We start from the raw sequence: 13,244 nt of genomic DNA, 5'->3' as shown, positions 1-13,244 counted from the left end.
GATAGCTCCGCCAGCAGCTCTTTTTGGTATAGGCCAATACAAGCTTGGATTAACTCGTCCAGCTCCCCTTCCAAAATCGGCTCGAGCAGGAAATTCTGGTTGAGGCGGTGGTCGGTGACGCGGTTGTCCTTGTAGTTGTAGGTGCGAATTTTTTCCGAGCGGGATCCCGTTCCCACCTGCATGCGACGGGCGGAGCTGATGGAGGCCTGTTGCTCCTGCAGCTTTATCTCGTAGAGCTTGGCCCGCAAAATCTGCATCGCCCGCTGGCGGTTTTGCAACTGGGATCGCTCCTCGGTGCAGAAGACGCGGATGCCGGTGGGCTTGTGGAGGAGATCCACCGCCGTTTCCACCTTGTTCACGTTTTGGCCGCCCGCCCCACCGGAGCGCGCCGTCTTGATCTCGATGTCTTTGGGGTCGATCACCACCTCCACCTCGTCCACCTCCGGCATCACCGCCACCGTGGCCGTCGAGGTGTGGACGCGCCCCTGCGCCTCTGTCACGGGCACCCGCTGCACCCGGTGCACGCCGGCCTCAAACTTTAGCTTGCTATAGACCTGGTCGCCGCGGATTTCCAGGATGGCCTCTTTGTAGCCTCCCATCTCTCCTTCCGAGAGGCTGGCCAGGCGCACCGACCAACCCATCTTCTCGGCGTAGCGGGTGTACATGCGGGCCAAATCTGCTGCCCACAGCGCCGCCTCCTCGCCGCCAGTGCCGGCGCGGATTTCCAACATGATGTTTTTTTCGTCGTTGGGATCCCGGGGCAGCAGCAGCAGGGTCAGCTTTTCCTCCAGTTGTTCTTGGCGGGCGCGCAGTTGCTCCAGTTCTGCCCTGGCCATTGCCTCCAGCTCCGGGTCGTCAGAAGCCACCTCCCGCAGGAGCTCTTCCGTCTGCTTCAGCTCGCGAGTAAGCTTTTGCCACTCATGAAAGGTCTGGACGGTGGCTTCTAGAGAGGAGCGGGCCTTGGCGATCCGCTGCAGCTCAGCAGGATCCGTCGCCACATCGGGATCGGCCAGACGTACCGTCAGCTCCTGAAAGGTGGCTTCAACGTTTTTAAGCTGCTCGATGAGTTGAGCAGAGGCCATAGATCCAGTGTCAGCGAAGACTCACAGCAATGCCCAGCAAGGCAGACCAAGAAACTTGAATTGAGGCTCGGCTACTTAGCTTTCTTGCCACCCATGCCGTACTTGCGCATAAACTTCTCCACGCGCCCTTCGCTGTCGATGATCTTCTGGCTACCGGTGAAAAAGGGATGGTTGCCCGACCAAACATCGACCTTGAGCTCTGGCTTGGTGGATCCCACGGTCATGACCACTTCGCCGTTGCAGATGACTTTGGCTTCGGGATACCACTGCGGGTGGATTCCTTTTTTGGGCATGGCAATCTCCTCCTCTGGCCTGCTCTTATACCCTTGTCTACCAACATCGACCTTGAAAAAGCAATGGCAGGGATCCCTAGCGCTTCGAGTACTGGGGAGCCTTGCGGGCTTTGCGCAGGCCGTATTTCTTCCGTTCCACGGCGCGCGGATCCCGTTTTAGGTAGCCCTCTGTCTTGAGGGGACCCCGGTTGGCTGGATCCACCTCGCAGAGGGCGCGTGCCACCCCCAACTTGATGGCATCGGCCTGGCCGTGAACGCCGCCGCCATGGGCCCGCACCAAGATGTCGTAGGAGTTCTCTAGGCCGAGGATCTCCAACGGTGCTTTTACACTGGCCAGCAGCGCCTCCTGGTATTGCAGGTATTGGTCGCCGGGCCTGTCGTTGATGATCAGTTTGCCGGTGCCGGGCACCAGGCGCACGCGGGCAACAGCAGTTTTGCGGCGTCCGGTTCCCCAATAGACGGCTCGTTGGCTACTGGCTACTTGAGTCATACTTTGGCTCCTGGAATCGTGTGGATGGGGTAAACCTGAGGTTGCTGGGCCTCATGGGGGTGGTGGGGCCCGGCGTATACCTTTAGCTTGGTGAATTGCCGCCGGCCCAGGCGGGTGTGGGGCAACATCCCCTTGACTGCTTTCTCCACGACTCGCTCCGGCAGGCGAGCTTGCAGTTGGGCAAAGGTCTCGACTTTCATGCCCCCAGGACGGCCAGAGTGGCGGCGGTAGAGCTTTTGGGTGCGCTTTTTGCCGGTGACCACCACTTTCTCAGCATTGATCACGATCACGTAGTCCCCCGTATCCAGGTGAGGGGTGAAGTTGGGCTTGTGCTTGCCCCGCAGGAGGTTGGCCACAACCACGGCCAAGCGACCCAGGCGCTGGTTGGCAGCGTCCACCAGATACCAGCGAGGGGTTAGAGTTTCGGGGGCGGGAACGGGAGTTGTGTTCATGGCAGCCAAGGATGACATCAACCGCAGGATGAAATGGACAAGAGAACGCCTAGGCCAGGGAGGAAACCCACAAAGCCGCTGACCAATCGGGGGTTTTGGGCAACCCCTTCATGGGCAAAGCCCAGAAGGGCGGCGAGTGAGCGAAGCGGCAGCCAAAGGGATCCACAGCATAGCCCACATCCACCAGGCACAGCCCTTGCGGAGGGGCGCTGTAGCGGGTGCGCATCCGGCTCCAGTCGTTGTGTTGCCACAGGTGGACAAATTGTTGCGGGCTAAGCTCGCCGCGGCCCACCACCTCCAGGGATCCCACCAGCAGCCGCATCATCCGGTAGAGAAAGCCGCTGGCCTGCACCTCAATGCTCACCAGATCCCCCAGCCGCTGACAGAGCACCTCCTGCACCTGCACCCGCGAGTGGGGCCGGTCGGATCCCCGCCGGCGGAAGGCTTCCAGGTTGTGCTCACCCAGCAGAGAGTTGAGGGCCTCCGCCATCGGCTCCACCTGCAACGGCCAGCGCACCTGCCAGCTAAAGGGCCGCCAGAACACATCCGGCAGCTCTCGATTGAGGATGAGGTAGCGGTAGCGGCGCCATCTTGCCGAGAAGCGGGCATGCCAAACGTCAGACACCGGCGCCGAGGCCAGCACCACCACATCTTCCGGCAGACAGTCGTTGAGCACCCGTGCCCACTCTGTGGGTGGGATGCCAGAGGTGGTGTCGAAGTGGGCCACCTGGCCAGCAGCATGAACCCCGGTGTCGGTGCGTCCTGCCCCGTAGAGGGTCACCGGGTGCCCGGCCCGCGACGCAATCGCCTCCTCCAGTACCCCTTGTACGGTGCGGTGGCCCGCTTGCCGCTGCCAGCCGCGAAAGCCGCTGCCGAGGTACTGAATTTTCAGGGCAATGCGACGGCTCTGCATGGGGCCTACACCAACTCGATGACCGCCATTTCTGCCCCGTCGCCCCGCCGACGCACGGTGCGCAGGATGCGGGTGTAGCCACCGGCCCGATCGCGGTAGCGCTCCGGCGCTTGCTCAAACAGAGAGCGCACCAGCTCCTTGTCGTAGACGTAGGCCAGGGCCTGCCGCCGCGCCGCCAAAGATCCCTCTTTGGCCAGGGTGATCATTTTCTCGGTGGTGGCGCGAATGGCCTTGGCGCGGGCTTTGGTGGTGGTGATCCGCCCTTCCCGCAGCAGGGCCGTGGTCAGCGCCCGCAGCAGGGCCTTGCGCTGGTCGGCGGGCTTGTTGAGGTGGGGGGTACGACGGCGGTGACGCATGGTAACCTCTATCCTAGGCTCTTCGGGGATCCTGACTGAGTTTTGCGGTGACGCCAGCGGCGCGAAGCACCTTGGAGGGTTGTTTGGGTCTCTAGGCCTTGCCCTTTTCGCGGGCGCGGGGCAGCGTTAGGCCAAAGCGATTCTTGAGGGCCTGGATCACCTCTTCAGCAGATTTCTGGCCGAAGTTTTTGATCTCCAGCAGATCCTCCTCGGTGTAGACCAACAGATCGGCCACCGTATTGATTTGAGCGCGCTTCAGGCAGTTGTAGGCGCGTACCGATAGCTGCAGCTCCTCGATGGGGATCTGGTTCTTCTGATTGTCCTCCGCTTGCCGGGGCTCTGGCGGGGTGTCAAAGCTGACCTCCTGCAGCGGCGAGAACAGGCCCACCAAAATGCGGGCCGCCTGGCTGAGGGCCTCCTGGGGGGTGAGGCTGCCGTTGGTCCAGATCTCCAATATTAGACGATCTTTTTCCAGGGATTGGCCGACCCGGGCTGCTTCCACCGTATAGTTCACCTTGCGCACCGGCATGAAGACGGAGTCGATCTGGAGAAAATCAATGGCCATCGATTTTCTATCGGAGTAGTCGACGGCGCGGTAGCCGCGTCCGCGGCCAATCATGAACTCCATTTCCAGGATCGCCCCTTCCGCCAAGGTGGCAATGTGGTGGCGGGGGTTGATCACTTCCACTTCGCTGGGCAGTTGCAGCTTCTCGGCGGTCACCTCCCCCGGCCCTTGCGCCACCAAACGGCCCACCTGCGTGTCAGAAGCGTTGGAGCGTAGCACCAGCTCCTTCATGTTGAGCAGGATCTCCATCACGTCTTCCCGCACCCCGGGCACTGTGGAAAACTCGTGGCTGACGCCAGCGATGCGGACAGCGGTTACTGCCGTTCCTTCTAGGTTGGAGAGCAACACCCGCCGCAAGGCGTTGCCCACCGTGATCCCTTGACCGCGCTCCAGTGGCCCCAGGGCAAATTTGCCGTAGTGAACGCCATTGGCTTCCTGATGGGATTCGACGCACTCGGTCTGGTAGGAAGCAGCACTGGAAGTGGCTTTGCTGCCCAGATTGTGGAGGGTTCGGCTGGTTTGTATCATAGAGTAGCCCCGTCCGTCTGGCTCAATATCCGTTTGGAGAACTTGGAAGACTGGAGGTCATGCCTCACATCCTGCAGTGGGGCAAGCCTGTCGCCGACCTGGAGCAGACAGCCGCCAGCGCTCGGCCTGCCCTGGGGATCCCTTTAGACGCGCCGCCGCTTGGGGGGGCGGCAGCCGTTGTGGGGAATGGGAGTGATATCTCGAATCAGGGTGATTTCTAGACCGGTAGCCTGCAGAGCGCGAATTGCCGTCTCCCGACCGGCGCCAGGGCCACTCACCATCACTTCAATCTGGCGCATGCCGTTCTCCATGGCCTGACGTGCTGCGCTCTCTGCTGCCATTTGGGCCGCAAAGGGGGTGCCTTTCTTGGCGCCCTTGAACCCCGTGGAACCTGCGGAGGCCCAAGACACCACGTCGCCATTGGGATCCGTAATGGTGACGATGGTGTTGTTGAAGGTGGACTGAATGTAGGCCACCCCGTTGGGGACATTCTTCTTGACCTTGCGTCCGCGCCGTTGCTGCCGAGCCATGACCTGTGTGTCCTTTAAACAACTGTTTGCATCCCGTTTTGCCGTTTGGAGAGGGTGGGAAACTCTGCCCGCCGACCCAGCCACTACTTCTTGGCGGGAGCTTTCTTCTTGCCGGCCACCGTCTTCCTGACCCCCTTGCGGGTGCGGGCGTTGGTGCGGGTGCGCTGGCCGCGCACAGGCAGGTTCAGACGATGGCGGCGGCCCCGATAGGTGCCGATGTCGATCAGCCGCTTAATGTTCATCGCCTCCTGCCGGCGCAGATCTCCCTCCACCTGGTACTCGCCTTCTACCACTGCCCTCAAGGCGGCCACCTCGGCGTCGGTAAGGTCGCGGGTGCGGGTATCGGGGTTGATGCCGGTCTTCGCCAAAATTTGGCGGGAGCGGGTCAGCCCAATGCCGTAAATGTAGGTAAGGGCGATCTCGACTCGCTTGTCGCGTGGGATGTCAACTCCCGCAATCCGTGCCATGGTTGGTAGTACCTTTCAAACAAACTCAGATAAGCTGGCTCCCTAGGCCTAGACTGGCGGCGTGGAGCTTTGCCCGGAAGATATTGCTGTTGAGGTGAGGAAACCAGAGTCTCTCCTTGCCAAGAGATGGGTCGCCAGGCCCTCCGCGGCGGCAGCAGGGTCGTTTGGCTGTGCTCTCCACCGTTGGCCGCACCCCTCCATCCGCGCCTCTACCCCTGCCGCTGCTTGTGCTTGGGGTTGGAAGGGCAAATCACCATCACCCGGCCATGGCGGCGGATGACTCGGCACTTTTCGCAGATTCGACGGACGGAGGGCCGCACCTTCATGGTTTATCCTGACGAAACCAGCGAATATCCATTCTAAGGTCGCCGCGGCAGACTGTCAAAAATTGTTTGGGTTTTCTGACATGAATCCCCCAGGAAAGGGCGAGGGGGTTGGCTATGCTGGTTGGGCGAAGAAGGAGAGCAGGCGCGGTTGAGGAGCGGAAAAGGCGATGCGCTGGCAATGGCTGGTTGTGGTGATGAGCGGCGTGCTGGCCTTGGGATCCCCCGTGTTGGGGCAAGGGATCCCTTCGCCTGAAACAGGCTCTTCTGCTTCTGTGGGGAGTGTCTCGGCGGACGGGAACGGACTGAGGCCAGAGGGAGATTGGCTTTTGCCATTACCCAGCTCTGCCGATCGCCTCGATGCGGTGCCGGAGCGGGGCTGGCTGGCAGTGGGACTTTTGGAAGCGCAGGCAGTGGCTCTGCTGGATGGGGCGAGCGGGGATCCCTTGTGGCAGGTGGCGGTGGGCTTTGCCCCCAGCGTGGTGCGGGTGGATGCGGCACGGCAGGTGGTCTATGCCTCCGGCCCCAATGCTCCTGGGGTGGTGGCCCTCGATTTGCTAACCGGGGGGCTGATCCGGGCTTACGGGCTACCAGCGGGGGTTTTGGACATGGCCGTGGATCCGGCCAGGGGGCGGGTTTTCGCCTCTATGCCCGCTGCCCAAAGTTTGGCGGTGATCCCCGCTCCAAACGGCCCAGGGGAGGGATCGGAGCAGCCGCAGGCCCGCAACTTGCCGCTGCCAGGACCACCCTTGGCTTTGGCCTATGACCCGGAGAGGGGATCCCTGTTTATCGGCTTAGCCGGGGAGGATCCCCTTAGCCTGCTGGTGGTCAACCCCGACAATGGCGAGCTGTTGGCCCGCTGGCGGGGCGGCAACACTCCAGAAGCGATGGCTCTGGATGCCCAACGGCAGCGCCTAGTGGTGCTCAACTCCGGCAGCCAGGATCTGACGGTGCTGGATCTGGGCCGCAGCGGCGAGGCTCTGCAGCGGATTGGCCTGGACTGGCGACCGACACGGCTGGCCCTTTCCCCCGATGGCCGCTGGGCCTACGTGACCTCCCGCAACAGTGACCGTCTGCAAATCGTAGATCTGGAGGCAGGACGATTGGCCGCCTCGCTGCGGCTGGAGGGGCAGCCAACGGGTTTGGTGAGGCTGGGGGAGCGGGAGCTGTGGGTAGTGGCGGCAGGGATCCCGGCTTTGCGGCGTCTGGTGGATGTGGATCTTCAAGCTCAAGTTGGCGAGGAGGGGACGGAGGAAGTTGCCTCCGCAGGCAACCGCGGCGTGGTGACGGGGCGGGTGCTGGACATTGCCGGCCAGCCTGTCCAGACCGGGGTTTTGCGCCTGGCTGCCACCGCCACGCAGCTCCAGCAGACGGTTCGCATCGCCGCCGACGGCACCTATGTATTGCCGGAGTTGCCGGCGGGGCTGTACCTGGTGGATGTGGAGGTGCCGGGGTTTCCGCCCACCAGCACCCAGGTGGAGGTGCGGGCCGGTTTTGTATCCACCCAAGATATTCGCCTGCCGCCGGGGGAGCCGGCCCGGCAGCCGGAGGGCATTGGCCTTTTGCCGGATGAGCCGGTTTACTCGGATGAGCTGGCCCGCCACCTCAGCCTGGCCCTGAAGGAGTTGCAGCCGCAGCGACCGGTACTGCTCTTGAAGGGGCCTTTGGGGCCGGATCCCCGCTTTGAGCCGCTTCTGGCTCTCGTCCAGGATCTGACGCTCTTGGATCGGGATGAGCGCTATACCGCCGACTTGGACAAGCTGAAGGCCATCGGCAATGCCCTGGGATTGCGCTACATCCTCTTGACCCACCTGCAAATCTCCCGCGATTACAACCGCCAGGGCAGCCCGCTGCTGAATACGGCCTTGCGCTTCCTAGCGCCGGCAATCCCTGTGGAGATCCCCAATTTCACCCCCAACCAGTTGCGCAGCCGCGGGGTAGTGGTGGTGGTGGATCTGCAGCGGGATCAGCCGGGGGATCGGGCTCGCTACTACGAGGCCTATGGGCAGGATGATGTGGGCGGGGAGCCGCTGTTTGAAGATGCGGCGGCGGGCCTGTTTCGGCTGCAGGTGCGCAACATGGTGCCGGTCTTTATCCAACAATGGCAGGCCAACAATCCCTTTGCTGGGTAAGGATCCCTGCAGCAGGATTTTGTCTCTCCAGAACCCACTGCGATTAGCAGATGTCGCCATGCCTCTTTTCTCCCTCACTGCGCTGCGGCGCAAGGTTAGCTTAGGCAGCCTAGGTCTCTGCGGCTGGCTGGCCCTGACTCCAGGAGCGCTGGCCCAGGCGCCGGTCACCCCCATTCCCCACTTCACACCGCTGTTTCCCCATCGAGACCAGGTGGGATCCCAGGCACGGCTGGTGGGGCAGGTAAGCAACAGCCTGGGGCAGCCGGTGGCCGGGGCGCAGGTGCAGTTGGAGGGCTTGGAGAACCCCCATCAGCCCATCCAAACGGACGAGCGGGGGGCGTTTGAGCTCGACCAGGCTCCTGCCGGACGTTGGATGTTGACCGTGTGGCACCCCGACTACGAAACCCTGCAACAGGAGATCCTGCTGCAGGGGGGCCTGACCACCCCTGTGGATGTGGTTTTGCAGGTGCCCATCCGGCCACAGCCCCGGCGTCGCCTCGGCATTTTGGGGGTGGGGGGGCTGGAACATACCCAGCTTTTGGGCCAGCGCCTAGCCATGGAGGCGGTGCGTCTGGGCCTGATCCCCAACAGCGAGAAGGTGGTACCTCTGGACAACCGCCGCCTGCAGCCCATTTTGCGCCAGGTGGGCTGGCCACTCTACGAGCTGTTCGAGTGGGATCGCCGCAAGCCAGAAGCGGTGAGTCAGTTTTTCGATTACCTGGGCCTGGAGGCCATTGTTATCGCCCGCGTCGATGTCCTCACCCGCCCGGCCTCGCCGACGGAGGTGAGTCTGCGCTCCCGCAGCCGCCTGGAGCTGTGGCGGTTTGACGAGCAGGGCAACCTCGTGGCGGAGGTTCTGGCGGAAGCCAGCCGCGACCAGGTGGAGCGGGGCAACCTCAACGCTGCCGAGCTGGCCCAGCTTTACCAGATCCAGGTCACCCAAATGGCTGCCGAAGTCGGATCCCGCTGGAAAGAAAATCACCCACTGGCTTCCTACCTGGAACGAACCCCAGGCGAGGCCCCACCCCCGCCCTCGCATTGGGATACGGCCGTGGAGCTAGTTATCCCTAGCTCCCCTCGTTAGCTTAATTGGCGGGAAGCCCCGCACTGGATTTGTGAATTGGTTTACTCAACGAAGATGAGTGTCGGGAGGCATTCAGCTGCTTTCTACTGTGCTCGCCCTGAACCCTGGGAAGGGCCAACTGGGGCTGGCCCAGAGGAGAGAGGGAACGGTGGCAGGTTAAAGTAGCACTGAGAACGTTGCTGCCGTCTTAGTGGAGACTTCTCCTGCCCATGACGTCTGAACCCCACCCTCCCCAACCCACAAGGCCGGAAAGGGACAACCCGCTCCTAGCTCCCTCCACCCGCGCTGAGGCAGCGGCTGGCAACTTTCCTCCAGAGACAGAGACTGCTACTCCTGCTCCGGCTGCGATTGGGCCAGCGGGAGACCGCCGCTGGCTGCTGGGGGGGGCGCTCGCTATCTTTCTGGTAAGCCTAGGGCTACGCCTCTGGCGTCTGGCCGAGTTGCCGGCTCCAGTGTTTGACGAGGTGTATTTTCCTGAGTTTGCCCAAAATTACCTCGACGGCAAACCCTTCTACGACGTGCATCCGCCTCTGGGGAAGTACTTCATCGCCCTCAGCATCCAACTCTTTGGCCGCAACGAGTGGGGCTTTCGCTTGGCCACCGCCCTGTGTGGATCCTTAATTCCGCTTTTGCTCACCGGCTTGGCCTATCGCCTTACTTACCACGTCGGCTTTGCCCTCTTGAGCGGGGTGCTGCTCCTAACCGACGGGCTGTTTCTGGTGGAGTCTCGCTTTGGCCTGATTAACGTGTATTTGGTGGCCTTTGGCCTGGCGGCCTCGATTTTGCTCCTGAGCGGGCTAGAACGCCGTGGCTGGCAGCGGACTCTCCACCTCACTGGCTCCGGGATCCTGCTGGGGGCGGCGGCTTCGGTAAAGTGGAATGGCCTCTGGTTTGCCTTCATGTTTGCCCTGCTGGGGATCCTCGTCTGGGGGGTGGTCTGGCTGCGCCCGCAGTGGATCCCCCGCTTGGGCATTTTGATCCCAATCCGCCACCTGCGCTGGTGGCACTACGTCTTCTGCTTCGTCCTCGCCCCCCTGGCCTTTTATGCCATCCAGTGGATCCCCCACCTGCAGCTTAACCCGCAGCAGGGGCTAACCCTGGATTGGAGCTGGACGGGGATCCAGAACTACTTTCGATCCCTGGTGCTCATCAACCAATCCGTTTACAGCGGGCACCTCCATGCCGATCTCGTGGTGGATGAAAACACCCCTGTTCACCCCTATTGCTCCACCAGCTTGCGCTCCCTGGTGGCCTGGTTCCCGGCGCTGCGCCCTTGGCTGACTACCCCCTTGGCCTCGGCAGGGGCCTGGTCTTGGCCGATTATGGGCCGCCCGGTGGGCTACTACTTCAGCACCCAGGGCGATCTGTGGCGAGTCGTCCATGGCCTAGGCAATCCCTGGCTGTGGTGGCTGGGGACGGGATCCATCTTGGTACTGGTCTGGCGCGGGATCCGGCGCTTCCACGGCCTGGAAGCCTTTATCCTAATTGGCTATGCAGCCAACTACCTGCCCTGGTTTATCGTTAGCCGCTGCGTTTTCATCTACCACTACATGAGTGCTCTGGCCTTTAGCACGCTGGCCCTGGCCTGGCTGGTGCTGCTGGGCTGGCGGCACTCCCGTCGCTTCTGGCGCAGGGCGAGCATCACGGCGGTGGGCTTGGTTTTGGCGTCTTTTGTCTTCTTTTTCCCGATTTGGTTTGGCCTCCCCCTTAGCCCCAGTGGGTTCTATGCCCGCATGTGGTTTCGCCCCACGCCGACCCCGCTCTTTTGCTTTAGCCCCCAGGCCTGTGAGCGAGCACCCCTGCGCCTGCCGCCGATTCCTGGGCTGAACTGGATTTGAGGAAGGCATGGTAAGCTTTGTGCAGTTTGTTTGGGGAAAAAGCTGCGCTCCGTTGCTGGAAAACGGGGTGTGGCTTGCGAAAACCCTGTGGTGGAGGTAGTGGAAACCTATGGCCCGATCCTGCCCGAGTCCTGCCAACTCTCCCCGCCGTCCACCGGCCTACACAGGGCAGCCTGTCCCCGTCGGCGTGATTGGGGTTGGCAACATGGGCCAGCACCACACCCGCGTCTTCAGCCTGATGAAGGATGTGCAGGTTGTAGGGGTAGCCGATATCAATGTGGAGCGAGGCTTGGATGTGGCCAGCCGCCACCGCGTTCACTTCTACGAAGATTACCGCGACCTCCTGCCCCACGTAGCGGCAGTGGCCATCGCTGTGCCGACGGTTTTGCACCACGAGGTGGGCATCGCCTGCCTAGAGGCGGGGGTTCATGTGCTGATCGAAAAGCCCATTGCCGCCAGCATTGGCGAGGCAGAATCCCTGGTCAACCGCGCCGCCGATTGCAATTGCATTTTGCAGGTGGGGCACATCGAGCGCTTCAGCCCTGTTTTTCAAAGGCTGGGGCAAGTTTTGCAGCGCGAGGAACCCTTGGCCTTTGAGGCCCATCGCCTTAGCCCTTATTCCGACCGCGCCAGCGACGTGTCGGTGGTGTTTGACCTGATGATCCACGACATCGACCTGTTGCTGGAGCTGATCCCTTCCCCAGTAACCCAAATTACCGCCAGCGGCAACCGCGCTTCCAAGCTGGGCTACCTGGACTACGTCACTGCCACCCTCACCTTTGCCAACGGCGCCATCGCCACCCTCACGGCCAGCAAGGTTACCCACCGCAAGGTGCGCAAAATTGCCGTCCACTGCAAAAATGCCCTCGTGGAGGCCGACTTTCTGCACAACGAGATCTCCATCTACCGCCAGGGAGGCGGCAGCAGCAGCGACTACGGCCAGGGATCCTACCAGCGGGATTGCCTCATCGAGAAGGTTCACATCGACCCCATTGACAAGCTCCACGCCGAGCTGGAGCACTTTATTAACTGTGTGCGGGGGGGCAATCAGCCGTCGGTGGGCGGGGAGCAGGCCCTGAAGGCCTTGAAGTTGGCTTCCGAGGTGGAGCGGATTGCCTTAGATGGATGCGCCTGGAGGGAGGCCAAACCCTGCCGGAGCTTTTTGTCTTAGCTTTGCCGCCGGCATCCAGGCGGTATCTTCTGCCAGCCGGTCATGGGTGGGGAGGGCGAGGATGGCAAAGGCTTGGTGGAGAGGCAAGGTTGAGCAATCGTGGTAGAAGAGGGGTTGGCCTTGGCAATCGGCGGCCTGGTGGCAGGGATCCTAGCCGGCTTTCTGGGTATCGGCGGCGGGACAATCTTGGTGCCCCTGCAGGTGAGCTTGGGGATCCCGCCGCTGCAGGCGGTGGCCACCAGCAACTTTTCCATTCTCCTCACCTCCCTGGCGGGCAGCATCCAAAACTGGCGCATGGGGATGCTGGATCCCAAACGGGTGATCCTGCTAGGGATCCCGGCTCTGGTTACAGCTCAGGGGGGGGCGATCCTCGCCAGTCGCCTGCCCGGCTATCTGCTACTAGCGGCCTTTGGGGTGCTGTTGCTGTCGAACATTTACCTGGTGGAGCTGCGCAAAACCGTGGTCGCCCACGCCCAAGCGTTGGAGAGGCCAGTTGTTGCTGCCGGCAGTCAGATGCCGCCGTGGCTAGCCCGCACCCTCACTGGTGGCGCTGCTGGCTTGTTGGCGGGGCTTTTCGGCATCGGCGGTGGCATCATCATGGTGCCGCTGCAGATCCTGCTGTTGCGGGAAACCCTCAAGGTGGCCATCCAAACCAGTTTGGGGGCAATTGTTCTCACGGCAACTGCTGCTACCCTCGGCCATGCGGGCCTGGGCAACTGGATGGCGAACGCTCTCGGCTTTGGAGATGGCACCATCCGCCGGAATGTGCTCTGGCTCCCGGGCCTGATCCTGGGTACAGGGGGGTTGGTCGGCGTCCAGATCAGCACCCGCACCCTGCCCAAGCTGCCGGATGAGATCGTCAGCCTGCTTTTCCGAACCTTTCTTGCTGGGCTTTCCCTCTACGTTTTTTGGCAAGCCTGGCAGAACTACCAAGCCCTGGACAACCAGTAGCAACTCCTCCCTTCAACGCCTTGCCCTCCCCTATGGGGAAAAACTCGCTGGTGGCCGCCCTTGGGAAGC

The 13,244-nt window shown here is 62.3% G+C and carries 15 protein-coding genes; 5 read left to right on the top strand and 10 right to left on the bottom strand.

What is annotated here, in order from left to right; all coding sequences use genetic code 11:
* From prfA to rpmJ, 10 genes are all read right to left on the bottom strand, one after another.
* Positions 1-1,082 (bottom strand): peptide chain release factor 1 (gene prfA, locus NW841_RS05315; RefSeq protein WP_414378248.1); only part of this gene is annotated, 1,082 nt, incomplete at its 3' end.
* 71 nt (positions 1,083-1,153) lie between these two features.
* Positions 1,154-1,375 (bottom strand): 50S ribosomal protein L31, encoded by a 222-nt coding sequence (gene rpmE / locus NW841_RS05310; RefSeq protein WP_414365884.1) that lies wholly within the window; start codon positions 1,373-1,375, stop codon positions 1,154-1,156.
* 76 nt (positions 1,376-1,451) lie between these two features.
* Complete coding sequence (rpsI, locus tag NW841_RS05305; RefSeq protein ID WP_414372560.1) at positions 1,452-1,865, bottom strand: 30S ribosomal protein S9; 414 nt, start codon at positions 1,863-1,865, stop codon at positions 1,452-1,454.
* Positions 1,862-2,317, bottom strand: coding sequence for a 50S ribosomal protein L13 (rplM, locus tag NW841_RS05300; RefSeq protein WP_414365886.1), 456 nt, complete (start codon positions 2,315-2,317; stop codon positions 1,862-1,864). The genes rpsI and rplM overlap by 4 nt, the downstream gene beginning before the upstream one ends.
* 49 nt (positions 2,318-2,366) lie before the next feature.
* The gene (truA, locus tag NW841_RS05295) at positions 2,367-3,230 is read right to left on the bottom strand and encodes a tRNA pseudouridine(38-40) synthase TruA (protein WP_414378250.1); all 864 of its coding nucleotides are present in this window, start codon (positions 3,228-3,230) and stop codon (positions 2,367-2,369) included.
* A 5-nt stretch (positions 3,231-3,235) separates the two neighbouring features.
* Complete coding sequence (gene rplQ, locus NW841_RS05290) at positions 3,236-3,586, bottom strand: 50S ribosomal protein L17 (RefSeq protein ID WP_414334838.1); 351 nt, start codon at positions 3,584-3,586, stop codon at positions 3,236-3,238.
* 91 nt (positions 3,587-3,677) lie between these two features.
* Positions 3,678-4,679 carry a DNA-directed RNA polymerase subunit alpha gene (locus NW841_RS05285; protein WP_414365889.1) on the bottom strand — a complete coding sequence of 334 codons (1,002 nt, stop codon included), beginning with the start codon at positions 4,677-4,679 and terminating at the stop codon, positions 3,678-3,680.
* Positions 4,680-4,822: 143 nt separating this feature from the next.
* On the bottom strand, positions 4,823-5,209 hold the full coding sequence (gene rpsK / locus NW841_RS05280) for a 30S ribosomal protein S11 (RefSeq protein WP_011430298.1): 387 nt from the start codon (positions 5,207-5,209) through the stop codon (positions 4,823-4,825).
* Between the two features lie 83 nt (positions 5,210-5,292).
* The gene (gene rpsM, locus NW841_RS05275; protein ID WP_011430299.1) at positions 5,293-5,676 is read right to left on the bottom strand and encodes a 30S ribosomal protein S13; all 384 of its coding nucleotides are present in this window, start codon (positions 5,674-5,676) and stop codon (positions 5,293-5,295) included.
* 209 nt (positions 5,677-5,885) lie between these two features.
* A complete protein-coding gene (rpmJ, locus tag NW841_RS05270) occupies positions 5,886-6,002 on the bottom strand; it encodes a 50S ribosomal protein L36 (RefSeq protein ID WP_414365890.1) in 117 nt (38 codons plus the stop codon).
* A 167-nt stretch (positions 6,003-6,169) separates the two neighbouring features.
* On the opposite strand from rpmJ, the gene NW841_RS05265 reads away from it, so the two are divergent.
* From NW841_RS05265 to NW841_RS05245, 5 genes are all read left to right on the top strand, one after another.
* The gene (locus NW841_RS05265) at positions 6,170-8,131 is read left to right on the top strand and encodes a carboxypeptidase regulatory-like domain-containing protein (protein WP_414385692.1); all 1,962 of its coding nucleotides are present in this window, start codon (positions 6,170-6,172) and stop codon (positions 8,129-8,131) included.
* A gap of 58 nt (positions 8,132-8,189) precedes the next feature.
* Positions 8,190-9,215, top strand: a complete 1,026-nt coding sequence (locus NW841_RS05260) for a carboxypeptidase-like regulatory domain-containing protein (RefSeq protein ID WP_414385690.1) — start codon at positions 8,190-8,192, stop codon at positions 9,213-9,215.
* Positions 9,216-9,424: 209 nt separating this feature from the next.
* A complete protein-coding gene (locus NW841_RS05255) occupies positions 9,425-11,053 on the top strand; it encodes a dolichyl-phosphate-mannose--protein mannosyltransferase (RefSeq protein ID WP_414365816.1) in 1,629 nt (542 codons plus the stop codon).
* A gap of 109 nt (positions 11,054-11,162) precedes the next feature.
* Positions 11,163-12,224: a Gfo/Idh/MocA family oxidoreductase gene (locus NW841_RS05250; protein WP_414365815.1), complete on the top strand. Its 1,062-nt coding sequence runs from the start codon at positions 11,163-11,165 to the stop codon at positions 12,222-12,224.
* A gap of 99 nt (positions 12,225-12,323) precedes the next feature.
* Positions 12,324-13,175 (top strand): sulfite exporter TauE/SafE family protein, encoded by an 852-nt coding sequence (locus NW841_RS05245; RefSeq protein WP_414385688.1) that lies wholly within the window; start codon positions 12,324-12,326, stop codon positions 13,173-13,175.
* Positions 13,176-13,244: the final 69 nt, after the last annotated feature.

The organism is Synechococcus sp. H60.3, from assembly GCF_047462295.1.
GTDB lineage: Bacteria > Cyanobacteriota > Cyanobacteriia > Thermostichales > Thermostichaceae > Thermostichus.
This window is presented reverse-complemented; position numbering and strand designations above follow the sequence as displayed.